General features: G+C 38.6%; 22 protein-coding genes. 21 read left to right on the top strand and 1 reads right to left on the bottom strand.

Annotated elements, in window-relative coordinates; translation table 11 throughout:
* The first annotated feature begins 14 nt into the window (after window positions 1–14).
* From rpmA to EL097_RS09200, 4 genes are all read left to right on the top strand, one after another.
* Window positions 15–308 carry a 50S ribosomal protein L27 gene (rpmA, locus tag EL097_RS09215; protein WP_002985110.1) on the top strand — a complete coding sequence of 98 codons (294 nt, stop codon included), beginning with the start codon at window positions 15–17 and terminating at the stop codon, window positions 306–308.
* Between the two features lie 341 nt (window positions 309–649).
* Window positions 650–1564: a LysR family transcriptional regulator gene (locus EL097_RS09210; RefSeq protein ID WP_129545024.1), complete on the top strand. Its 915-nt coding sequence runs from the start codon at window positions 650–652 to the stop codon at window positions 1562–1564.
* Window positions 1561–2019 carry a signal peptidase II gene (gene lspA, locus EL097_RS09205; protein WP_003048062.1) on the top strand — a complete coding sequence of 153 codons (459 nt, stop codon included), beginning with the start codon at window positions 1561–1563 and terminating at the stop codon, window positions 2017–2019. The genes EL097_RS09210 and lspA overlap by 4 nt, the downstream gene beginning before the upstream one ends.
* Window positions 2009–2902 carry an RluA family pseudouridine synthase gene (locus EL097_RS09200; protein ID WP_093998538.1) on the top strand — a complete coding sequence of 298 codons (894 nt, stop codon included), beginning with the start codon at window positions 2009–2011 and terminating at the stop codon, window positions 2900–2902. The genes lspA and EL097_RS09200 overlap by 11 nt, the downstream gene beginning before the upstream one ends.
* Before the next feature lie 129 nt (window positions 2903–3031).
* On the opposite strand, the gene EL097_RS09195 is transcribed toward EL097_RS09200, so the two are convergent.
* Window positions 3032–3646 (bottom strand): TVP38/TMEM64 family protein, encoded by a 615-nt coding sequence (locus tag EL097_RS09195; protein ID WP_003048065.1) that lies wholly within the window; start codon window positions 3644–3646, stop codon window positions 3032–3034.
* A 277-nt stretch (window positions 3647–3923) separates the two neighbouring features.
* On the opposite strand from EL097_RS09195, the gene pyrR reads away from it, so the two are divergent.
* From pyrR to EL097_RS09110, 17 genes are all read left to right on the top strand, one after another.
* Window positions 3924–4445 (top strand): bifunctional pyr operon transcriptional regulator/uracil phosphoribosyltransferase PyrR, encoded by a 522-nt coding sequence (gene pyrR, locus EL097_RS09190; RefSeq protein WP_003048067.1) that lies wholly within the window; start codon window positions 3924–3926, stop codon window positions 4443–4445.
* A 15-nt stretch (window positions 4446–4460) separates the two neighbouring features.
* Complete coding sequence (locus EL097_RS09185; RefSeq protein ID WP_003048069.1) at window positions 4461–5720, top strand: uracil-xanthine permease family protein; 1260 nt, start codon at window positions 4461–4463, stop codon at window positions 5718–5720.
* 52 nt (window positions 5721–5772) lie between these two features.
* Complete coding sequence (locus tag EL097_RS09180) at window positions 5773–6708, top strand: aspartate carbamoyltransferase catalytic subunit (RefSeq protein WP_003048071.1); 936 nt, start codon at window positions 5773–5775, stop codon at window positions 6706–6708.
* Window positions 6709–6741: 33 nt separating this feature from the next.
* Window positions 6742–7830 (top strand): carbamoyl phosphate synthase small subunit, encoded by a 1089-nt coding sequence (locus EL097_RS09175; RefSeq protein ID WP_003048073.1) that lies wholly within the window; start codon window positions 6742–6744, stop codon window positions 7828–7830.
* Between the two features lie 357 nt (window positions 7831–8187).
* Window positions 8188–11361 carry a carbamoyl-phosphate synthase large subunit gene (carB, locus tag EL097_RS09170; RefSeq protein WP_099983061.1) on the top strand — a complete coding sequence of 1058 codons (3174 nt, stop codon included), beginning with the start codon at window positions 8188–8190 and terminating at the stop codon, window positions 11359–11361.
* Window positions 11362–11580: 219 nt separating this feature from the next.
* Entirely contained in the window at window positions 11581–12846 is a 1266-nt protein-coding gene (locus EL097_RS09165; RefSeq protein ID WP_003048098.1) for an efflux RND transporter periplasmic adaptor subunit, read from the top strand.
* Window positions 12846–13556, top strand: coding sequence for an ABC transporter ATP-binding protein (locus EL097_RS09160; protein WP_003048099.1), 711 nt, complete (start codon window positions 12846–12848; stop codon window positions 13554–13556). The genes EL097_RS09165 and EL097_RS09160 overlap by 1 nt, the downstream gene beginning before the upstream one ends.
* A gap of 11 nt (window positions 13557–13567) precedes the next feature.
* On the top strand, window positions 13568–14788 hold the full coding sequence (locus EL097_RS09155) for an ABC transporter permease (RefSeq protein ID WP_003048100.1): 1221 nt from the start codon (window positions 13568–13570) through the stop codon (window positions 14786–14788).
* Window positions 14781–15398, top strand: a complete 618-nt coding sequence (locus EL097_RS09150; protein WP_003048101.1) for a TVP38/TMEM64 family protein — start codon at window positions 14781–14783, stop codon at window positions 15396–15398. The genes EL097_RS09155 and EL097_RS09150 overlap by 8 nt, the downstream gene beginning before the upstream one ends.
* Before the next feature lie 76 nt (window positions 15399–15474).
* Window positions 15475–17217 carry a glycerophosphoryl diester phosphodiesterase membrane domain-containing protein gene (locus EL097_RS09145; RefSeq protein WP_099983062.1) on the top strand — a complete coding sequence of 581 codons (1743 nt, stop codon included), beginning with the start codon at window positions 15475–15477 and terminating at the stop codon, window positions 17215–17217.
* 125 nt (window positions 17218–17342) lie between these two features.
* Entirely contained in the window at window positions 17343–17615 is a 273-nt protein-coding gene (gene rpsP / locus EL097_RS09140) for a 30S ribosomal protein S16 (protein ID WP_003048104.1), read from the top strand.
* 9 nt (window positions 17616–17624) lie between these two features.
* Window positions 17625–17864: a KH domain-containing protein gene (locus EL097_RS09135; protein ID WP_003048106.1), complete on the top strand. Its 240-nt coding sequence runs from the start codon at window positions 17625–17627 to the stop codon at window positions 17862–17864.
* 803 nt (window positions 17865–18667) lie between these two features.
* A complete protein-coding gene (rimM, locus tag EL097_RS09130) occupies window positions 18668–19186 on the top strand; it encodes a ribosome maturation factor RimM (protein ID WP_003048108.1) in 519 nt (172 codons plus the stop codon).
* The gene (gene trmD / locus EL097_RS09125) at window positions 19176–19907 is read left to right on the top strand and encodes a tRNA (guanosine(37)-N1)-methyltransferase TrmD (RefSeq protein ID WP_003048109.1); all 732 of its coding nucleotides are present in this window, start codon (window positions 19176–19178) and stop codon (window positions 19905–19907) included. Before rimM ends, trmD begins: the two co-directional genes overlap by 11 nt.
* Window positions 19907–20899 carry an NAD(P)/FAD-dependent oxidoreductase gene (locus tag EL097_RS09120; RefSeq protein ID WP_003048112.1) on the top strand — a complete coding sequence of 331 codons (993 nt, stop codon included), beginning with the start codon at window positions 19907–19909 and terminating at the stop codon, window positions 20897–20899. The genes trmD and EL097_RS09120 overlap by 1 nt, the downstream gene beginning before the upstream one ends.
* A 178-nt stretch (window positions 20900–21077) precedes the next feature.
* A complete protein-coding gene (locus tag EL097_RS09115; protein ID WP_003048114.1) occupies window positions 21078–22136 on the top strand; it encodes a PTS transporter subunit IIC in 1059 nt (352 codons plus the stop codon).
* Between the two features lie 12 nt (window positions 22137–22148).
* The gene (locus tag EL097_RS09110; RefSeq protein WP_099983063.1) at window positions 22149–23072 is read left to right on the top strand and encodes a 2-dehydropantoate 2-reductase; all 924 of its coding nucleotides are present in this window, start codon (window positions 22149–22151) and stop codon (window positions 23070–23072) included.
* The last annotated feature ends 75 nt before the right edge of the window (window positions 23073–23147 follow it).

Raw genomic sequence — 23147 nt, 5'->3', positions numbered from 1 at the left:
GAGGAAACAACATTATGTTAAAAATGAATCTTGCTAACTTGCAACTTTTCGCCCACAAAAAAGGTGGAGGTTCTACATCAAACGGACGTGATTCACAAGCTAAACGTCTTGGTGCTAAAGCGGCTGACGGTCAAACTGTTTCAGGTGGGTCAATCCTTTACCGTCAACGTGGAACTCATATCTACCCAGGTGTAAACGTAGGCCGTGGTGGAGATGACACCCTTTTCGCTAAAGTTGAAGGTGTTGTACGTTTCGAACGTAAAGGGCGCGATAAAAAACAAGTATCAGTTTACCCAGTAGCTAAATAATTGTTTAACATCGCATTAAATAAGGCTTTCCGACTCTTCGGGGAGCCTCTTTTTTTGTTTTGGTACACCTGTATTTTAAAAACCAATGTAGGAAGTAAACTTGTTTTATTCTCTAAATCTTTTGTGACGTGAGTATAGACATTCATTGTTGTTTGGATAGTTTCACAATCAGGTTTTATTGGATTTTCATTGTTTGTTTCAATCCTACTGAAGGTTGTAGTTGCCTATTTAGGGCAGTAGTTCTGATTGCAAGAAGCTAACATAATAAAACAATATCAGAAGATGTTGTTATGACTGGCTTTATGGTATAATTAAGGATAATAGTTTTAGGAAGGAAAGCAATGAATATTCAACAGTTACGCTATGTGGTTGCCATCGCTAATAATGGAACCTTTCGGGGAGCTGCCTCCAAATTGTTTGTTAGTCAGCCGAGCCTATCAGTTTCTGTTAAAGATTTAGAAGCGGAACTCGGGTTTCAAATTTTTAATCGAACCACTTCAGGGACAGTATTGACCAGTCAAGGGCTAGTTTTCTATGAGAAAGCTTTAGAAGTAGTCAAATGCTTTGATTCTTTTGAAAAAAACTTTTCACAAGCTGATTTGGATCACAATGAATTTTCAATTGCTAGCCAACATTATGACTTCTTGCCACCTCTGATTACGGCCTTTTCACAACAATACGATGGTCATCGTGTCTTTCGTATCTTTGAATCAACAACCATTCAAATTTTAGACGAAGTAGCGCAGGGAAATAGTGAAATTGGTATTATTTACTTGAATGCAGATAATCAAAAGGGTCTCTTTCAACGCATGGATAAGCTAGGCTTGGAATACATTTCTTTAATTCCCTTTACTACCCATATTTACCTGTCTAAAACGCATCCATTGGCTAATCGTGAAGCTCTCTATCTGAAAGATATTCAAGGATTACCTGCGGTAAGATTTACTCAGGAAAAAGATGAGTACTTGTATTATTCTGAAAATTTTGTGGATACTAGTGAATGTCCTCGTATTTATAATGTGTCAGATAGGGCAACCTTGAACGGTATTTTAGAGAGAACCAATGCTTTTGCGACAGGATCAGGTTTTCTTGATCAACGGAGTGTCAATGGGATTAAAGTGATTCCTTTAGCCGATCATATTGATAATCGAATGATTTATGTTAAACGCAAAGACAAAAACCTTTCGGTTGCTGGAGCCACCTTTGTGACGATTTTAAAAGATTATTTTGAGGAAAGAAGGAAAGGCTTATTGTGAAAAAAATACTTTTTCTGTTGAGTGGCATTTTTCTAGTTGCTTTAGACCAATTGAGCAAGATTTGGATTGTTTCTCATATCTCATTAGGGGAGGTCAAGCCCTTTATTCCAGGTTTGGTTAGTTTGACTTACTTGCAAAACAATGGGGCAGCTTTTTCCATGTTACAAGACCAACAATGGTTTTTTATTGTGATAACCGTCTTAGTGGTTGGTTATGCTATTTATTATCTTATTAAACATCCTCAAATGACATTTTGGAAACAATTGGCTCTTTTACTTATTGTTTCTGGTGGAATCGGTAATTTTATTGATCGTTTGCGCTTAGCTTACGTGATTGATATGGTTCATTTAGACTTTGTGGATTTTGCCATTTTTAATGTGGCAGATTCATACCTTACCGTTGGTGTCATATTATTAGTAGTGTGTTTATGGAAAGAAGAGGATTATGGAAATTAATGTGATAACATCGGGGCAACGCTTGGACAAGGCTCTAGCTGATTTAAGCCCCCTGTCACGTGGTCAAGCCAATGACCAAATTAAGCAAGGCCTTGTTTGGGTTAATGGTCAGCAAAAAAAGGCAAAATATACAGTTCAGGCAGGTGATGTCATTTGTTTTGAACTCCCTAAAGAAGAAGTATTAGAGTACCAAGCTCAGGATATTCCTTTGGACGTTATCTATGAAGATGAAGCCCTCGCCATTATTAATAAACCTCAAGGAATGGTGGTTCATCCTTCCGCTGGTCATCCTTCTGGAACGCTGGTAAATGCCTTGATGTACCATATTAAAGATTTGTCTTCTATCAATGGTGTAGTCCGTCCGGGGATTGTGCATCGGATTGACAAGGATACTTCTGGTCTCTTAATGGTGGCTAAAACAGATGTTGCTCATCAGGCCTTGGCAGAAGAATTAAAGGCTAAAAAATCTTTGAGGAAATACCTTGCTATCGTTCATGGAAATTTACCAAATGATCGGGGGCTTATTGAAGCACCTATTGGACGCAGTGAGAAAGATCGCAAAAAACAGGCCGTTACTGCAAAAGGTAAGGAAGCAGTGACGCGTTTTACCGTTTTGGAACGTTTTGGGGACTATAGTTTAGTGGAATTACAGCTTGAAACAGGTCGTACCCATCAAATTCGAGTTCACATGGCCTATATTGGTCATCCTGTTGCAGGTGATCCTTTGTATGGACCTCGTAAAACCTTGTCGGGACATGGTCAATTTCTTCATGCAGAGACCTTGGGTCTAGCCCATCCTTTAACAGGAGAAGAAATGTTATTTACCGTTGAGCCTCCTGCTATTTTCCAAAAAACCTTACAACAATTAAGACAACAACAATAAATGAGGAGGAACAGCAGGTTCCGTCCTCATTTTTTTATCTAAAAACCCTGTCTTAATCAGTGATTAAAGCAGGGCGAAAAGGAAGAGCCAGAGTAAGGAATCAGTCAGACAAGTTATGGTCACGTCTGGTTAAGGTTGTAAGACTTGACCAACGATCTGGATACCTTGGTAAGTGAGCACAGTGTAGATGTAGAGGGTAATCGGTTTAGCAAGTAAGAAAATCATTGTAAATTTGCGGAGTGACATGTTGCCAAGTCCAGCGACCATGCAGAGAAAATCATCTGGGAAACCAGGTAGAATAAAAGCGGCAGCTAGGAAACGTTCGAAGTATTTTCCCTTATCTAGATAAGGGATGTACTTGCTGTAGGTTTCTCCAGAAACAAAAGCCTTAGCAAATTGTTCACCGTATTTTCGAGCCAGTAAGAAACTAATGAGAGAGCCGATAAAAATACCAACGGTATTATAAATGAAGCCTAGGAAAGGCCCAAAGACGACATGGCCTAAGACGCAGGTCAAGCCCCCAGGGATAACTGGATAAACAACTTGAATAATCTGAATAAGGATAAATAAACAAGGAGCTAAGATACCAAGTTTGACGAGGTAGGCTTGAAAAGTGCCTCCCACAGCAAAGAAGTTAGGGTGTTGCTGGAAATAAACTAAAAAGAGTAAGGATAAGCCAATTCCAAAAGCAGTGAGAAGTTGAATGGTTTGTTTGTGGGTTAACGTCCAAGTTTTAGATTGCATAGGAATCTCTCGCTTTCATTTCTTTAACATTATTGTACTATTGTCACAGTACAAAATCAATAGGTCTTAAGACTTATTTTTTTGGAAAAAAGCTTGTTATTATTTTTCTTTTTTGCTATACTGGTGGAAATAAAATATTCCTTTAAAACAGTCCCGTGAGGCTGTCAAGGAGACAGAACTGAAAAAGTGCACGATTGTACCTAATTGTGCTATATTTTGCTGAATCTCCTTGTTGTCAAGGAGATTTTTTTATTGAATTTTTAGAGGAGGTTTCAACATGAAATCTAAGGAAATTGTTGATGATGTGACAATGAAGCGCGCCATTACCCGTATTACTTATGAGATTATTGAGCGTAACAAGCAGCTGGACAATGTGGTTTTGGCAGGTATCAAAACGCGAGGTGTTTTTCTAGCTCGTCGCATTCAAGAAAGACTACATCAATTAGAAGGATTGGATTTACCGATTGGTGAGTTAGACATTAAGCCTTTTCGAGACGATATGAAAGTTGCAAAAGACACAACCCTGATGCCGGTAGATATTACAGGCAAGGATGTGATTTTGGTGGACGATGTTCTTTATACTGGTCGCACCATTCGTGCCGCTATTGATAATCTGGTGAGCTTAGGGCGACCTGCTCGTGTTAGTTTAGCTGTTCTGGTGGATCGTGGACACCGAGAATTACCGATTCGTGCGGATTATGTTGGGAAAAACATTCCAACAAGTAGTGCAGAAGAAATTGTTGTTGAGGTTGTCGAAGTTGATGGCCGTGATTGTGTTAGCATTGTTGACCCAACATAAGAAGGAGATTTTATTGTGAAAGATGTCATTTATGATGTAGAAGAAATTCCAAAAGCAGGGATTTTAATTGGTTTGTCCTTTCAGCATTTGTTTGCCATGTTTGGAGCGACGGTCCTTGTTCCTATCTTAGTTGGAATTGACCCGTCTGTGGCTCTCTTATCGAGTGGTTTAGGAACACTTGCCCACTTGTCGGTGACTAAATTTAAAATTCCAGCCTATATGGGATCAAGTTTTGCTTATATTGCAGCCATGCAGTTACTGATGAAGACAGATGGCATTGGTGCTGTGGCTCAAGGAGCCATGACGGGAGGTCTGGTTTACCTGATTGTGGCTCTGGTCGTTAAAGCCATTGGTAATGACTGGATTGATAGAATTCTTCCACCAGTTGTTGTTGGACCAATCGTTATGGTTATCGGTCTTAGTCTAGCTTCCACAGCTGTTAGTGATGTAATGCTTAAAGACGGTCACTATAACTTGACCTATTTCATTATTGGACTAGTGACCTTGCTGGCAGTGATTTTCTTCAACATTTATGGTAAGGGCATTGTCGCTATTGTTCCTATCTTATTAGGATTATTAGTTGGTTACTTGGTGGCGCTTTTGGTTGGTCTGGTAACTGGTCAAGAGATTGTTCATTTGACAAATGTGGCACAAGCTAAATGGTTGAGTATTCCAGCGGTAGAAATTCCTTTCCTAACCTATGGGGTCAGATTCTATCCAAGTGCTATTTTAACCATGGCCCCCATTGCTTTTGTAACAATGACTGAACACTTTGGACATATTATGGTCTTAAATAGCTTGACAAAGAGAGATTATTTCAAAGATCCAGGACTTGAAAAGACTTTAACCGGCGATGGATTTGCTCAAATCATTGCGGGTTTCTTAGGAGCACCTCCGGTTACTTCTTACGGTGAAAATATTGGTGTAATGGCTTTGAATAAAATATTCTCAGTCTATGTTATTGCAGGTGCAGCAGTGATTGCTGGCCTCCTCAGTTTTATTGGCAAGGTATCAGCTCTAATTCAATCCATTCCAACACCAGTTATTGGAGGTATATCAGTTGCCTTGTTTGGTGTGATAGCTTCTAGTGGTCTGAAAATCTTGATTGAATCCAAAGTTGATATGGATAATAAGAAAAACTTATTGATTGCCAGTGTCATTTTAGTTTCTGGAATTGGAGGTTTGATGCTTCAAGTTAATGGCCTTCAAATTTCAGGTGTTGCCTTCTCGACACTCCTTGGCATTATCTTATATCAGGTTCTTCCTGAAAAATAAGAAGAATGTCGTTATGCTACATATTTAGTCGTTAGTGATAAAGGGGATAATCATGTCAGTTGTAAATAATCGTGTTGCACTTACCAATTTAGTTTCAATGGAAGCATTGACTAATGAAGAAGTTTTAGGGCTCATCAACCGTGGTTCAGAATATAAGGCTGGTAAGGTTGCCCTTCCAGATTATCAAAAATATCTTGTTGCCAATTTATTTTTTGAAAACTCAACTCGAACTCATAAATCTTTTGAAGTGGCTGAGAAAAAACTCGGCTTGACAGTTCTTGACTTTAACGCTGATACAAGTGCGGTTAATAAGGGAGAAAGTTTATATGATACCGTACTAACCATGAGTGCACTTGGAACAGACATCTGTGTGATTCGCCACTCAGAAGATGATTATTACAAGGAATTGGTGGAAAGTCCAACTATTACAGCTTCCATTGTTAATGGAGGAGATGGTTCTGGGCAACACCCGAGTCAATGTTTGCTTGACTTATTGACCATTTACGAAGAATTTGGACGCTTTGAAGGCTTAAAAATTGCGATTGCTGGGGACTTAACTCATTCTCGGGTGGCAAAATCCAACATGCAAATCCTCAAAAGATTAGGAGCAGAGCTTTATTTCTATGGTCCTGAAGAATGGTATTCAGAAGCCTTTGACGCTTATGGAACTTATATTGCTATTGACCAGATTATTAAGGAGTTGGATGTTCTCATGTTGTTGCGTGTACAGCACGAACGTCATGACGGCCATCAAAGCTTTTCAAAAGAAGGTTACCATCAAGCGTTTGGATTGACGCAGGAACGTTACCAACAATTAAAAGAAACTGCTATTATTATGCACCCAGCGCCAGTTAATCGGGATGTGGAAATTGCAGATAGTTTGGTGGAAGCTCCTAAAGCGAGAATTGTCTCCCAAATGGCTAACGGTGTCTTTGTCCGCATGGCTATTATTGAAGCCATTTTGAATGGTAGAAATAAGAACTCGTAATGACAGACTAAAGCATGTTTGGAAGGTAGGAAAATGACAAAACGATTACTTATTTTAGAAGACGGCACTATTTTTGAAGGAGAGCCCTTTGGTGCTGATATTGATGTGACTGGTGAAATTGTTTTTAATACAGGAATGACAGGCTACCAAGAATCCATCACTGACCAATCCTACAATGGGCAAATTTTAACCTTTACCTACCCTCTTATTGGGAATTATGGGATTAATCGAGATGACTATGAATCCATTTCACCCACCTGTAAAGGTGTGGTTGTCTCTGAAGTGAGTCGACTGGCAAGCAATTGGCGCCAGCAAATGACTTTGGATGCTTTCTTGAAAATAAAAGGGATTCCAGGAATTTCGGGAATTGATACGAGAGCTTTGACCAAAATTATTCGGCAACATGGTACCATGAAAGCAACAATGGCAGACGATGGAGATACTATTGAGCATTTAAAAGATCAACTTCGTGCAACAGTGTTACCGACTAACAATATTGAACAGGTATCAACAAAAGCGGCTTATCCAGCACCAGGGATTGGAAAAAATATTGTCTTGGTTGATTTTGGTTTAAAACACTCTATTTTAAGAGAATTTTCCAAAAGACAATGTAATATCACCGTTGTCCCTTTTAACATCACTGCAGAAGAAGTGCTCCAACTAAATCCTGACGGTTTGATGCTATCCAATGGACCAGGGAATCCAGAAGATCTGCCAGAGGCTTTAGAAATGATTCGGGGAGTTCAGGGTAAAATTCCAATTTTTGGCATTTGTATGGGACATCAACTCTTTAGCCTAGCCAATGGTGCCAAGACTTTTAAAATGACTTTTGGTCATCGTGGCTTTAATCATGCAGTTAGAGAAATCGCAACGGGCAGAATTGATTTTACCAGCCAGAACCACGGCTATGCGGTTGATCGAGATAGTTTACCAGAAATCTTAATGGTAACTCATGAAGATATTAACGACAAAACAGTTGAAGGGGTTAGACATCGTGATTTTCCAGCTTTCTCAGTCCAATTTCATCCGGATGCGGCTCCAGGACCTCACGATGCCAGCTACTTATTTGACGAATTTTTGGACATGATCGATGCTTTTCAGTTAGAAAAGACGAACAATTAAATACTCAAATTAATCAGAGAGATAAACTAACAAAAGCACTGCCCAAGACTTTTACTTGTTAAAGCAAGTTATCAGTTGGCACTAAGCTCTATTGAGCCTTTGCTAACTCATACACTAAATAGTTATAGCAAAAAGTATCGTTTCGCTATAACTATCGTCGGAGGTTTATTTAATGTCATGCTGAGAGATGGCAAATAGAAAGGAGTAGATACAAGTTTCAAGTAGCATTCCGTTAGGTTGTTTATTTGAACACAGGCTAAAATCCTTGTAAAAAAGATAGATTTCCTTGTGTCATCGGCACAGCGTCAATCTCCTCTTTTTATACGGATTTTTAAGCGCCTTTTGTATCATAATATCATGCCGAAAAGAAAAGATATTCATAAAATTATGGTGATTGGGTCTGGCCCCATTGTTATTGGTCAGGCCGCTGAATTTGATTATGCAGGAACGCAAGCCTGTCTGGCTCTGAAAGAAGAAGGCTATCAGGTTGTTTTGGTGAATTCAAATCCAGCTACCATTATGACAGACAAAGAAATTGCAGATAAGGTTTATATTGAGCCCTTGACGCTTGAATTTGTGAGTCGCATTCTTCGAAAAGAAAGACCAGATGCCTTGCTACCAACATTGGGTGGACAGACTGGGCTTAACATGGCTATGAAATTGTCTAAGGCTGGTATTCTTGCTGAGTTGGGTGTTGAATTATTAGGAACCAAATTATCAGCTATTGATCAGGTAGAAGATCGTGATCTTTTCAAACAATTGATGGAAGAATTGGGACAGCCGATTCCGGAATCAGCTATTGTGGCGACTGTGGAAGAGGCCCTTGCGTTTGCAAATACTATTGGCTATCCTGTCATTGTCCGTCCGGCCTTTACGCTGGGAGGGACTGGTGGTGGTCTGTGTGTTAATGAAGAAGAACTACGTGACATTGCTACTAATGGATTGAAATTATCACCTGTAACCCAATGTTTGATTGAACGGTCAATTGCTGGTTTTAAGGAAATTGAATATGAAGTGATGCGAGACGCGGCTGATAATGCTTTGGTTGTGTGTAACATGGAAAATTTTGATCCCGTTGGCATTCATACTGGAGATTCTATTGTTTTTGCACCCACCCAGACCCTCTCAGATAGTGAAAATCAAATCTTGCGTGATGCCAGTCTGAACATTATCCGAGCCCTTAAAATCGAAGGAGGTTGTAATGTTCAACTGGCATTAGACCCAAATAGTTTTAATTACTATGTTATTGAGGTTAACCCACGCGTATCGCGTAGCTCTGCCCTTGCTTCAAAAGCAACAGGTTATCCTATTGCTAAACTGGCTGCTAAGATTGCAGTTGGTCTGACTCTTGATGAAATGATTAACCCTGTTACAGGGACTACGTATGCCATGTTTGAACCTGCCTTAGACTATGTAGTGGCTAAGATTCCACGTTTTCCCTTTGATAAATTTGAACAAGGGGAACGTCGCCTAGGAACGCAAATGAAAGCAACAGGTGAAGTAATGGCCATCGGCCGAAACATTGAAGAGTCATTGTTAAAGGCCTGCCGTTCTTTGGAAATTGGGGTTCATCATAATGATATGGAAGCCCTCAGTAAAGTTAGTGATGATCAGCTCATGGCTAAAATTGTGAAAGCACAAGATGACCGTCTATTTTACTTATCAGAAGCCTTACGTCGTGGTTATGCCATTGAAGACTTAGCTGCTTTAACTAAAATTGACCTCTTTTTCTTGGATAAATTACGCCATATTGTCGAAATAGAGCAGGAACTGATAGCGACTAAAAATAATCTTGATAGCCTTAAAAAAGCAAAACGTTATGGTTTTTCAGACTCTAGAATTGCAGAGCTTTGGCAAGAGGATCAGATAGCCATTAGGAAGTTGAGACAGGCTAATGGCATACTCCCTGTTTACAAGATGGTAGATACCTGTGCAGCAGAATTTGAAAGCACAACCCCATATTTCTATTCAACTTATGAATGGGAAAATGAATCCATCAAATCTGACAAGGAATCTGTCATTGTTCTTGGTTCTGGACCCATTCGAATCGGACAAGGTGTTGAGTTCGACTATGCAACGGTGCATTCTGTTAAAGCTATCCAAGAAGCTGGCTATGAAGCCATTATCATGAATTCTAATCCAGAAACAGTTTCCACAGATTTTTCTGTATCCGATAAATTGTATTTTGAACCGCTGACTTTTGAAGATGTTATGAACGTCATTGAATTAGAGCAGCCTAAAGGGGTCGTGGTTCAATTTGGTGGACAAACAGCCATCAATTTAGCTCAAGCTCTTTCTGAAGCAGGTGTTACCATTTTGGGGACTCAGTTGGAAGATTTGGATAGAGCGGAAGACCGAGAACTATTTGAAAAGACGTTAAAAACCTTAGGGATTCCACAGCCATCTGGTCAGACTGCAACCAATGAAGCAGAAGCTTTGAGAGCGGCTAGAAAAATTGGCTTTCCTGTATTGGTGAGGCCTTCTTACGTCCTTGGAGGACGGGCTATGGAAATCGTTGAAAATGAGAACGACCTTAAATCCTATATGCGAACAGCAGTCAAAGCAAGTTCGGAACACCCCGTTTTAGTTGATTCCTATATCTTTGGCAAAGAATGCGAAGTGGATGCTATTTCTGATGGAGAGTCAGTCTTAATTCCTGGTATTATGGAACATATTGAGAGAGCCGGTGTCCACTCAGGAGATTCGATGGCAGTTTACCCGCCCCAGAAATTATCAAAAGCTATTCAGGAAACCATTGTGGATTATACCAAACGTCTAGCTCTTGGTTTAAATTGTGTGGGTATGATGAACGTTCAATTTGTTATCAAAGATGGTCAGGTTTATGTCATTGAGGTGAACCCACGCGCTAGTCGTACCGTGCCTTTCTTATCAAAAGTAACAGGTATCCCGATGGCACAAGTTGCGACAAAAGTGATGCTAGGACAGTCATTAAGCAATTTGGGCTATGAAGATGGGCTTTATCCAGAGAGCCAGCTAGTGCATATCAAGGCACCTGTGTTCTCATTCACAAAACTGGCACAGGTAGATAGCCTCTTGGGACCTGAAATGAAATCAACAGGAGAAGTAATGGGATCAGATACTAGTCTTGAGAAAGCTCTGTATAAAGCTTTTGAAGCGAGTTACTCTCATTTGCCAGAATTTGGTCAGATTGTCTTTACCATAGCAGATGATAGTAAAGCAGAGGCCTTATTATTAGCTAGACGATTTAGTGCCATTGGTTATCAGATAATGGCTACCCAAGGGACAGCAGCTTATTTTGCTGAGCAAGGTTTAAAGACACAGTTGGTCGGTAAAATTGGCGATACCGCTAACGATATTCCTTCACTCGTACGAAGTGGATGCGTTCAAGCTATTGTCAATACGGTTGGTACCAACCGTATTGACAAAGACGGGCAGCTGATTAGAAGCTCTGCTATTGAACAGGGAGTACCCTTGTTCACAACTTTAGACACAGCAGAAGCCATGCTAACTGTTTTAGAAAGCCGCTGTTTTACCATTGATCCAATTTAGAATGAATTCCCTTTTTAAAACCATTTAAAAAGGGAATTTTGTATTCTAGGATCATTACAAAAGTGTAAGCAAAGCGTTGTCAACAAGCATTTATAATAGAATCAAGACTTATCCAACTAGAGACTGATTTCGGGAATAACAAGAAAGAACATCTTGACAATACCTTAAAAAGGTCATATACTTGTCTTATAAAAATAGTACAAAAAGGGGAGGACAGAAATGTCTAGAAAAGGAAAGACCTACATGTCAAAGAAAACAAAAGGTATTATTGCAGGTGCAGCCGCATTAACATTAGTACTTATTGGGGGAATGTTATGGAAACAGCAGCAGGACTCCCTGTCGACCAGTGCTACCAAAGAGCCCTATTTAGCAGTTAATGTGACTGAAGGAAGCATTGCTTCTTCAACATTGCTTTCAGGTACTGTCAAAGCACTTTCAGAAGAGTATATTTATTTTGATGCTAGTAAAGGCGCTGATGCGACGGTGACTGTTAAAGTGGGGGATCAAGTGACACAGGGTCAGCAATTGGTTCAATATAGTACTACAACTCCACAGGCAGCTTATGATGCCGCTGTCAGAAACCTTAATAAAATTGGACGTCAAATCAATCATCTGAAAACGTATGGCGTTCCTGCAGCTACTACTGAAACTAGCAAAGATGAAGAAACAGGCCAAGAAACCACAACAACGATCCAACCGTCAGCCCAGCAAAATGCAAGCTATACACAGCAATTACAAGATTTGAATGACGCTTATGCAGATGCTCAAGCAGAAGTTAATAAAGCCCAAGTGGCATTAAATGATACAGTGATTGTCAGTGGCGTTTCTGGAACAGTTGTTGAAGTGAATCATGATATTGATCCTTCCTCAAAGAATAGCCAGACATTGGTTCATGTAGCGACTGAAGGGCAACTTCAAGTTAAGGGAACCTTAACGGAGTATGACTTAGCCAATATCAAAGTTGGTCAACCTGTTAAAATTAAATCGAAAGTGTACTCTGATCAAGAATGGACCGGAAAAATTTCTTATGTTTCCAATTACCCAACCGAAGCTAGTGCAGGTACAGGAGCATTAGCTGGAGGTAATGGTTCATCAGGAGGAGCGGGGGCTACTTATGACTACAAAATTGACATCACTAGTCCACTTAACCAGCTTAAACAAGGTTTCACAGTTTCTGTTGAAGTAGTTAATGAAGCAAAATATGCTCTAGTTCCTGTTGCAGCAGTTATTAATAAAGATAAGAAACATTATGTTTGGGTTTATGATGATGCCACTGCTAAGGCTAAAAAAGTCGAAGTAACACTTGGCAATGCTGATGCTGAACAACAAGAAGTGAGCAAGGGACTAAAAATTGGTGACATTGTTATTGCTAACCCAGATAAAAACATCAAAGAGGGTGAAAAGCTAGAGGACGTTAAGTCAACAGATGCTAAATCATCAAAAGGTTCTAAAGAAAAAAGCAAAGAATCCGGGGTGAATAAGTAGTGCCAGATGAAAAAAAAGAATTGATGCAATTGAAAAATATTGTTAAAAGTTACAAAAATGGTGACCAAGACCTTAAAGTTTTGAAGGGCATTGATTTAACAGTTTATGAAGGTGAATTTTTAGCCATAATGGGGCCGTCTGGTTCAGGTAAATCAACCTTGATGAATATTATAGGATTGCTCGATCGGCCAACCTCTGGAGACTACACCTTAAATGGTACAGAAGTAGAAGTGCTTAATGATCGAAAACTTGCAAAGGTTCGTAATGAAGAAATAGGCTTTGTTTTCCAACAGTTTTTCCTTTTAGCTAAGTTAACTGCCTTACAAAATGTGGAATTACCACTCATTTATGCAGGTGTTAGTGTGTCAAAACGTTGTGAACGCGCTAAGAAATTTCTTGAAAAAGTAGAGCTTGGCATGCGTATGAAACATTTGCCATCGGAGCTATCAGGAGGACAAAAACAGAGAGTGGCTATTGCTCGTGCTTTAGTGAATAACCCGTCTATCATTTTAGCAGATGAACCGACAGGAGCTCTGGATACCAAAACAGGTCAGCAAATTATGGAACTTCTAACAGAATTAAATAAGGAAGGAAAAACCATTATCATGGTTACCCATGAGCCGGAAATTGCTGATTTTGCAACCCGTAAAATTGTTATCCGTGATGGTGAGATTACAGTTGATACGACAGAAAGTGTCATTATTAACTAGGAGGAGGATTAATGGAAAATTGGAAATTCGCTCTTAGTTCAATCTGGGGGCACAAGATGCGCTCAATTCTAACCATGTTAGGAATTATTATTGGGGTATCAGCCGTCGTTATTATTATGGGGCTTGGAACTGCTATGAAAAATAGTGTAGCCGACTCATTTTCAAATAAACAAAAAGAAATTCAACTTTACTTTAAAGAAAAAGGAGAAGAGGAAGATCCTTATGCTGGTTTATTTAGCCATGAAAATAAGCAAGACGTGAAATCGGAGTGGCTAGAGCAAATCGTTCGAGATGTTGATGGTATTGATTCTTATTACTTTACCAATTCGGCAAGTTCTACTATTTCTTATGAAAAGAAAAAGATGGAGAATGCTTCTATAACAGGAGTTAGTAAGGATTATTTCAAGGTCAAAGATTATGATATCGTTGCTGGCCGTACCCTAAATGATAAGGATTATTCAAACTTTTCCCGTATTATTCTTTTAGATACTGTCTTAGCTGACGAGCTTTTTGGTAAAGGAAAGTATGAAGAAGCCTTAAATAAAATTGTTAGTTTATCAGACAAGGATTATTTGGTCATTGGTGTCTATAAAACTGATCAAACTGCCGTATCATTTGGTGGTTTAGTTGGTGGGGCTGTCATGGCCAATACACAGGTAGCATCAGAATTTAATGTTAATGAAATTGGATCTATTTATATCCACGTTAAAGATATTCAACAGAGTGTTGCATTAGGAAATCAGGCTGCTAAGATGTTGACCAGACTTTCTCATACTAAAGATGGTGAATATGCGACTCCAGACAATAGCAAAATTATTGCTGATATCAATAATCAATTTGGCATTATGACAACCGTTATCGGTTCTATTGCAGCTATTTCTCTCTTGGTTGGTGGTATTGGTGTCATGAATATCATGCTCGTTTCTGTTACTGAACGGACAAGAGAAATTGGTCTTAGAAAAGCTCTTGGAGCGACACGTCTGAAAATTCTTGCTCAGTTCCTTATTGAATCAGTTGTCTTAACAATCTTGGGTGGCTCAATTGGTCTTTTGTTGGCACAACTGTGTGTAGGTGCTTTAGGAAGTGCCATGAAGTTAGAAGGAGCGTCTGTTTCTCTTGATGTAGCTTTGATTGCAGTCTTATTCTCAGCATCTATTGGTATCATTTTTGGAATGTTACCTGCCAACAAAGCAAGTAAGTTAGACCCAATTGAGGCTTTACGTTATGAATAGACTTGGTATCTCGCATGCCTTTTTGAAGAAATTGTTAAAGGGGTTAGGTACCTTATCAATTCTGTTCTCTATTGTCTTAGTTGTCTTTCTTGTCAGACAGCTTGATATTATAAATAACCCTAAAGCATTAGCTTATCTGATTAAAAATCATTTAGTAATTGGATCGATTAGTTTTTTTGCTTTGCAAATCATTCAAGTGGTTATTCCCATTATTCCAGGTGGTGTGACCACTGTGGTTGGATTTCTAGCTTTTGGACCTGTTTTGGGATTTTTCCTCAATGTTACAGGGATTTGTATCGGCTCATCACTATTATTTAAGCTCGTTAGGAAGTATGGCAAGCCCTTTATCTTACTCTTTCTAACAGAGGAGCAATTAGACTTCTACGAGAAAAAGTTATCAACGAAAACGTTTGAAGTCTTTTTTATTCTAAACATGCTTTCCCCTCTTGCACCAGCAGATGCATTGATCATGATTACAGGATTAAGCCGGATACGTTATCGGAAATTCTTGATGATTATTCTCATTTGTAGACCCATTTCTATTATAACGTTCAGTTATTTTTGGATTTATGGTGGTGAAGTGATTAGGCATTTTTTGATGACTTCTTAATTCCTAGCTGAACCAGGTTCAACTAGGAGTTTTTGGGTGATGACAATGACCACTTAAATAAAAGGAGATTATTTTAATGAAACTCTTGTCCGATTTGCTATCGACAATGACAAAAATCAGATTATCTTGGTTAATAAAGGCAAGCATTTTTCAATTATTATTTGTTACTGTTGCTAACTTTGTATTATCCGAATTTTTCTATTTTATTCTAAGTGTTACTGGCCAATATCATCTTGATAAGGATAACTTTCTGACTTTTTTGAAAAATCCTGTGGCCCTTGCTTTATTATTTGCTTATTTGCTCTTATTAGCTGCCTTTATCCATCTTGAATTTTTTGCCCTGTACCGAATTATCGCTGACCGAGAAGTTAGTGTTAATGGTTTTAAGAAGCGGCTATCTTACTATTTAAGACGTATTTGGAAAACTTTTTCAGGCTACCAGATATTACTGTTTGTGGTTTATGTTTTGTTGACAATTCCAGTCTTGAACCTAGGATTATCATCTGTTATTACCGAAAAACTTTATGTTCCAGAATTTATTGTTGGGGAACTCTCAAAAACAGCAATGATGAAGTACCTCCTTTATGTTGTCTTTGCCTGTCTTTTTTACCTTAACTTACGTTTAATTTATTTTTTGCCCTTGTTGGCTATCAAGCATCGAACAGTAAAAGAGGCTTTTAAAGAAAGTTGGCAGAAAACGAAGAAGCATCAGCTAACTTTAGTGATCAAATTACTTGCTATTAGTGGTATTACCTTTTTATTTTTATTGACCGCTAGTTTCATTATTCTTGCTTTAGCCTGTTTCTTTAATCCTAGTGGCAATCAAGTGATTGTGCAGACCCTATCTTTAACAATGATTTGGGAACTTATCTTTTTTGCTACTATTTTCGTGAAACTTTGCTCTGCTATTATGTTAAAGGAAGGTATCGTACCACAAAGAACTATTGACGCTAGAAAGACGTCAGTGAAGTATCAGAAATATTACGCCGTGCTTTTGGTTCTATTAACTTTAGGATTTGCTTGCCAGTCTTTAGACCGCCTAGCTTTTTTTCAAAAGCCTACACCAAAAACTATTATTGCTCACAGAGGTCTTGTTTCAGCTGGGGTGGAAAATTCATTGGAAGCTTTGGAAGGAGCTAAGAAGGCTAAGAGTGATTACGTAGAATTGGATTTAATACTAACCAAAGATAATCAATTTGTTGTGTCACACGATAATAATTTAAAACGCTTGGCTGGTGTTGATGAAAACATTCGTGAGTTGACTTTAGTAGAAGTTGAACATTTAAGCAGTCATCAAGGATCGTTTTCAAGTCATTTTGTTTCGTTTGAAACCTTTTACAAAAGGGCTAAGGCTTTAAACATGCCACTTTTAATTGAACTTAAACTAACAGGGTCTGAGCCTGATAACTATGTTGACTTGTTTTTAGAAACCTACCACAAACTTGGTATTGGTAAGGAAAACAAGGTCATGTCTTTGAACCTCAAAGTGATGGAAGCTATTGAAAAAAAAGATCCCTCCATTACCACTGGTTATGTGATCCCTATTCAATTTGGCCTTTTTGGAGATGAAAAAGTTGATTTTTATGTCATTGAAGATTTTTCTTACAGATCTTACTTATCGACCCAAGCTGTTCGAAAGAAAAAGGAAGTCTATGTTTGGACTATTAATGATTCCAGTCGAATGGAGCACTATTTATTAAAACCAATTCAAGGAATTATCACAGATAAACCTGCTCTAACGAGACAGTTATCGAAAGAATTAACAAAAGACACTTCCTATTTTGAACGTTTAATGAACATTATTAGTAGCCTTTACTAGATTTCAAAAGACTGTCAAGAAAAAAACTTGACAGTCTTTTAGAACTAAGTTATACTAGTTCATGTAAGAAATTAGCAGGGCTATATTTCTTGAAATTATTAAAAAAGAAAAGAGACATTATAACAATGGCAGTTAAAATCCGTTTGACTCGTATGGGTTCTAAGAAAAAACCTTTCTACCGTATTAACGTTGCAGATTCACGTGCACCACGTGATGGTCGTTTCATCGAAACAGTCGGAACATACAACCCACTTGTAGCTGAAAACCAAATCACTGTTAAAGAAGACCGTGTTCTTGATTGGTTAGCTAAAGGGGCACAACCTTCTGATACAGTTCGTAACATCTTGTCAAAAGCTGGTGTTATGGCTAAATTCCACGACCAAAGATTCTCTAAATAATAAAAGCCTATGGATACCATTGAAAATCTTATTATCGCTATTGTGAAACCTTTGATTTCACAACCAGATAATCTTACCATTAAAATTGAAGATACTCCGGACTTTTTAGAGTATCATCTTGACTTGGATGCTCAAGACATCGGTCGTGTTATCGGCAAAAAAGGTCGTACTATTACAGCGATAAGATCGATTGTCTATTCGGTTCCAACTACGGGGAAAAAAGTTCGCTTAGTCATTGATGAAAAGTAGTCACAGATACTAAGCTTATTTTCGAAAGCTTGTTAACCTTAGGTTAGCAGGCTTTTTTCTCTTATTTAGGATTAAGGTAATACTCAAAGAAGAAGTCTCACTTAATGAATCCCTCTTTTCAATGATGAGAGTGAGAGACAATGTTAATTTGCTTGACTGATTAAGTAAATGGCAGGATAATGCTTTTAGTTCCTTTAGGAATCCGATTTTTAATTGATAAATTAGTTAAGTAATTTATATTTAAAAGGGTCTATACTAACGAAAGCTACCCGCTAATTTAAATATAAAGAAATATCATAAAAATAGCAGATGATTTATCAGTTTTTGAACTGTTACTGTTGCCAAACAACAATCAAATCATAAACGTTTAACCACTCTTAAAAAACATATTTCTAATCAAGAAACCTTTTGGACATATGAAAACTCCCCATATAGTTTCTAGTGAATGTTTGTTTTTTGACTGTCTACTTGACAGGGAGCTGTTCAAAAGTTTTATTTGGAAGGTTTTTTTATTACCCATTCTTGTGTCCAAAAGATGAGGCTGGACAAATGTCGTCTGAAAAACAGTAAGTTAATTTAGAAAAATAGGATGTCGTATCATTGGATTGGAGGCTTGTTCTAACGAGATGACTTTAGGAGAAGGAGAAAGTTGGGAGTAGGAAGTGCAAAATAGGGTATAACGTGTTAAAATAGTAGGTGATTTGATTCTGGGAGGAGAACGTGTGGTGTTAAATCTTCCACTAGAATTAAGCTAAGCCACAAAGGTGGCAAGTAGATAACGAGTTAAGGATTTAGGAGTTACCATGGAATATTTTAACGTTGGGAAGATTGTCAATACCCAAGGCTTACAAGGAGAGATGCGTGTGTTGTCTGTCAGTGATTTTGCTGAGGAACGCTTTAAAAAAGGGTCACAATTAGCGTTATTTGATGATAACGATCAGTTTGTTCAGGAAGTGATAATTGTTAGTCACCGTAAACAAAAGAATTTTGATATTATTAAATTTAAAGACATGTACCACATTAATGCGATTGAAAAATATAAGGGTTATACGTTAAAAGTATCAAAAGCTAATCAGGGAGATTTGCAAGAGGGCGAATTTTACTACCATCAGATTATCGGTATGGCTGTTTATGAAAAGGACCAGTTGATTGGCCATGTTAAGGAAATCTTGCAACCAGGTGCCAATGATGTTTGGGTAGTGAAACGTCAAGGAAGACGTGACTTACTCTTACCCTACATTCCACCAGTGGTGCTTAATGTCGATGTTCCTAATAAGCGTGTGGATGTTGAGTTGATGGAAGGTTTAGATGATGAAAATTGATATTTTAACCCTTTTTCCTGAAATGTTTGCCCCTTTGGAACACTCGATAGTTGGCAAGGCAAAAGAAAAAGGTCTGTTAGACATTCGATACCATAATTTTCGAGACTATGCTGAGAAAGCCCGCCATGTGGATGACGAACCTTATGGTGGTGGTCAAGGTATGCTCTTGAGAGCGCAGCCGATTTTTGATACAGTCGAACAGATTGAAGCTCAAAAACCAAGGATTATTCTTTTAGATCCAGCAGGTAAACCCTTTACTCAGGCTTATGCTGAAGAATTAGCTCTCGAGGAAGAGTTAATTTTTATTTGTGGTCATTATGAAGGTTATGATGAGCGGATTAAGACCTTGGTGACAGATGAGGTTTCGCTAGGTGATTTTGTTTTAACAGGTGGGGAGTTGGCCGCCATGACTATGGTGGATGCGACTGTTAGGTTAATTCCACAGGTACTTGGAAAAGAAAGCAGTCATCAGGACGATTCTTTTTCATCAGGACTTTTAGAATACCCTCAATACACAAGACCTTATGATTATCGTGGCTTGACGGTGCCAGACGTTTTGATGAGTGGTCACCACGAACGTATTCGCTTGTGGCGTCTGGAAGAGAGTCTTAGAAAAACTTATTTAAGACGGCCAGACTTGCTTGAACATTACGATTTTTCTAAAGAAGAGCGCAAGCTATTGGATAAGATTAAAGAAGAAGCAGGTCGAGGAGAAGATTGATGGAAGAAAGAGAATATGATATTACGATTATTGGTGGTGGGCCAGTAGGCCTTTTCACAGCCTTTTATGCAGGTCTTAGGGGCATGACGGTAAAGATTATTGAGAGTTTGTCAGAACTTGGGGGGCAGCCAGCTATTCTTTATCCTGAAAAAATGATTTATGATATTCCAGCCTACCCAGCCTTAACAGGTGCTGACTTAACAGAAAATTTAATTAAACAATTAAGTCGTTTTGAAGATCGTACAACCCTTTGCTTAAAAGAAGAAGTCTTGTCTTTTGAAAAGGTTGACAGTGGTTTTTCGATTAGGACCAATAAAGCAGAGCATTTTTCAAAAGCCATTATCATTGCGTGTGGAAATGGCGCCTTTGCACCAAGAACTTTAGGGGTAGAAGGTGAGGAAAATTTTGCTGATCATAACCTTTTTTATAATGTTCACCAGTTGGACCAATTTGCGGGGCAAAAAGTGGTGATTTGTGGTGGCGGTGATTCAGCGGTAGATTGGGCCTTGGCTTTAGAAGATATTGCTGAGAGTGTGACGATTGTGCACCGTCGTGATGCTTTCAGAGCACATGAACACAGTGTGGAGCTCTTGGAACAATCAAAGGTTAAGGTATTAACACCTTATGTGCCAAAAGCATTAAAGGGAAGTGGTAACTTAGCTGAAAAATTAGTCATACAAAAAGTAAAAGAAGATGAAGTGCTAGAACTTGATTTGGACAGTCTTATTGTTAGTTTTGGCTTTTCAACTTCTAATAAGAATTTGAAAAATTGGAATCTTGACTACAAGCGTTCAAGCATTACTGTTTCACCACTTTTTCAAACGAGTCAAGAAGGTATTTTTGCCATTGGTGATGCAGCTGCTTATGATGGAAAAGTGGATTTGATTGCTACTGGCTTTGGTGAAGCACCAACAGCAGTTAATCAGGCAATTAACTATATTTATCCAGACAGGGATAATCGCCTAGTACATTCAACCTCTCTGATTGACTAAGGGAGTCAGAAGTTTCAAGAGCAGTAGCGAATGCTAATATTCAGTTTGGTGTTGTCTGATGACGGAAGGCTTTTACCTAAGTCTTCGTGACAAGTTCAACTCTTTGTGATAGAATAGACATTGTAAAAAGTGTGATAATTTTCACAAAACAACACATTACAATGAAAAGGGGTCTATCATGACAAAAACAGATAAAGAGACATTTAGTTCTTTTATGAATAAGGTCTTGGCTGGTACAGCAATTGCTATCGTTGTGGCACTCATTCCAAATGCTATTTTAGCAACTTTCTTAAAACCGCTTTTACCAAACGTGGCAGCTGCTGAGTTTTTACACATTGTTCAAGTCTTCCAATTTTTCACGCCAATTATGGCTGGTTTCTTGATTGGGCAACAATTTAAATTTAATCCTATGCAACAGTTGGCTGTTGGTGGAGCTGCTTATATTGGTTCTGGGGCTTGGGCCTATACAGAAGTCATTCAAAAAGGTGTGGCGACAGGAACATTCCAACTTAGAGGTATTGGTGACTTAATCAATATGATGATTACAGCTAGCCTTGCCGTTTTAGCTGTGAAATATTTTGGAGACAAATTTGGCTCTCTGACCATTATTTTATTACCGATTATCATTGGGACAGGGGTAGGTTACATTGGCTGGAAACTATTACCTTACGTATCTTATGTCACAACCTTGATCGGACAAGGGATTAACTCATTTACAACCCTTCAACCAATTTTGATGTCCATCTTGATTGCTGCTGCTTTCTCAGTAATTATTGTTAGTCCGATTTCAACAGTGGCTATTGGTTTGGCAATCGGTTTAAATGGAATGGCTGCGGGGGCAGCTTCAATGGGAATTGCTTCAACAGCTGCAGTCTTAGTGTGGGCAACCTTGAAAGTTAATAAATCTGGTGTGCCAATTGCTATCGCACTTGGGGCTATGAAAATGATGATGCCAAACTTCTTGAAACACCCTATCATGGCTATTCCGATGGTGGTAACAGCGGCGATTAGCTCTTTAACAGTGCCATTATTTAACCTTGTTGGGACACCAGCTTCATCTGGTTTTGGTTTGGTTGGTGCAGTAGGACCAATTGCTTCTTTAGCAGGCGGTAGTTCAGTGCTTATTATCATTCTTGCCTGGATAATTGTTCCGTTTACAGTTGCCTTTGCAGCGCATAAGGTTTCTAAAGATGTTCTAAAACTTTATAAAGAAGACATTTTTGTCTTTGAAGGCTAACAGGAGGAAAATATGTTAGTTTATATTGCTGGCTCAGGTGCCATGGGTTGCCGTTTTGGTTACCAAATTTCAAAAACAAATAACGACGTGATTTTGTTAGACAACTGGGAAGATCATATCAATGCTATCAAAGAAAATGGTTTAATTGTGACAGGTGATGTGGAAGAAACGGTTAAACTTCCTATCATGAAACCGACTGAAGCTACTCAAGAAGCAGATTTGATTATCTTGTTTACAAAAGCTATGCAATTGCCACAAATGCTTCAAGACATTAAAGGCATTATTGGCAAAGAAACTAAAGTGCTTTGCCTTTTAAATGGTCTTGGTCACGAAGACCTTATTCGTCAATACATTCCAGAACACAGTATTTTAATGGGTGTCACTGTCTGGACTGCTGGGCTGTCAGGCCCTGGTCGTGTTCATCTCCAAGGTGTTGGAGCCCTTAACTTGCAAAGTATGGATGCTAATCATCAGGAAGCAGGGCATCAAGTGGCTGACTTGTTAAATAAAGCTGATTTAAATGCCACTTACGATGAAAATGTTGTGCCAAACATTTGGCGCAAAGCATGTGTGAATGGCACGATGAATTCAACTTGTGCTCTTTTAGATTGTACGATTGGTGAACTATTTGCTAGTGAAGATGGTCTAAAAATGATTACAGAAATCATTCATGAGTTTGTTATTGTTGGTCAAGCAGAAGGTGTTGACTTAAATGAAGAGGAAATCACAAAATATGTGATGGATACCTCTGTTAAGGCAGCTCACCATTACCCTTCAATGCACCAAGACCTTGTGCAAAATCACCGATTGACTGAAATTGATTTTATCAATGGTGCGGTTAATACTAAAGGTGAAAAACTAGGCATCAATACTCCATATTGCCGTATGATTACGGAATTGGTTCATGCTAAAGAAGCCGTTTTAAAGATTAAATAAGCAGTCAAAAGTCTATTATATTAAGGTTAAGTTCTTATATAATAGGCTTTTTGCTTTCTAAACAAAAAAGGCTAA

It is taken from the genome of Streptococcus canis (assembly GCF_900636575.1).
Classification (GTDB): Bacteria; Bacillota; Bacilli; order Lactobacillales; family Streptococcaceae; genus Streptococcus; species Streptococcus canis.
Note: the sequence above shows the minus strand (reverse complement) of the source record. Positions and strands in the feature narration are given on the sequence as shown.

Excerpts from the sequence above, each read along its gene's own strand:
- rpmA (WP_002985110.1), top strand. The coding sequence starts at position 15 with ATGTTAAAAATGAATCTTGCTAACTTGCAACTTTTCGCCCACAAAAAA.
- EL097_RS09210 (WP_129545024.1), top strand. The coding sequence starts at position 650 with ATGAATATTCAACAGTTACGCTATGTGGTTGCCATCGCTAATAATGGA.
- EL097_RS09200 (WP_093998538.1), top strand. The coding sequence starts at position 2,009 with ATGGAAATTAATGTGATAACATCGGGGCAACGCTTGGACAAGGCTCTA.
- EL097_RS09195 (WP_003048065.1), bottom strand. The coding sequence starts at position 3,646 with ATGCAATCTAAAACTTGGACGTTAACCCACAAACAAACCATTCAACTT.
- pyrR (WP_003048067.1), top strand. The coding sequence starts at position 3,924 with ATGAAATCTAAGGAAATTGTTGATGATGTGACAATGAAGCGCGCCATT.
- EL097_RS09180 (WP_003048071.1), top strand. The coding sequence starts at position 5,773 with ATGTCAGTTGTAAATAATCGTGTTGCACTTACCAATTTAGTTTCAATG.
- EL097_RS09175 (WP_003048073.1), top strand. The coding sequence starts at position 6,742 with ATGACAAAACGATTACTTATTTTAGAAGACGGCACTATTTTTGAAGGA.
- carB (WP_099983061.1), top strand. The coding sequence starts at position 8,188 with ATGCCGAAAAGAAAAGATATTCATAAAATTATGGTGATTGGGTCTGGC.
- EL097_RS09165 (WP_003048098.1), top strand. The coding sequence starts at position 11,581 with ATGTCTAGAAAAGGAAAGACCTACATGTCAAAGAAAACAAAAGGTATT.
- EL097_RS09155 (WP_003048100.1), top strand. The coding sequence starts at position 13,568 with ATGGAAAATTGGAAATTCGCTCTTAGTTCAATCTGGGGGCACAAGATG.
- EL097_RS09150 (WP_003048101.1), top strand. The coding sequence starts at position 14,781 with ATGAATAGACTTGGTATCTCGCATGCCTTTTTGAAGAAATTGTTAAAG.
- EL097_RS09145 (WP_099983062.1), top strand. The coding sequence starts at position 15,475 with ATGAAACTCTTGTCCGATTTGCTATCGACAATGACAAAAATCAGATTA.
- rpsP (WP_003048104.1), top strand. The coding sequence starts at position 17,343 with ATGGCAGTTAAAATCCGTTTGACTCGTATGGGTTCTAAGAAAAAACCT.
- EL097_RS09135 (WP_003048106.1), top strand. The coding sequence starts at position 17,625 with ATGGATACCATTGAAAATCTTATTATCGCTATTGTGAAACCTTTGATT.
- rimM (WP_003048108.1), top strand. The coding sequence starts at position 18,668 with ATGGAATATTTTAACGTTGGGAAGATTGTCAATACCCAAGGCTTACAA.
- trmD (WP_003048109.1), top strand. The coding sequence starts at position 19,176 with ATGAAAATTGATATTTTAACCCTTTTTCCTGAAATGTTTGCCCCTTTG.
- EL097_RS09120 (WP_003048112.1), top strand. The coding sequence starts at position 19,907 with ATGGAAGAAAGAGAATATGATATTACGATTATTGGTGGTGGGCCAGTA.
- EL097_RS09115 (WP_003048114.1), top strand. The coding sequence starts at position 21,078 with ATGACAAAAACAGATAAAGAGACATTTAGTTCTTTTATGAATAAGGTC.
- EL097_RS09110 (WP_099983063.1), top strand. The coding sequence starts at position 22,149 with ATGTTAGTTTATATTGCTGGCTCAGGTGCCATGGGTTGCCGTTTTGGT.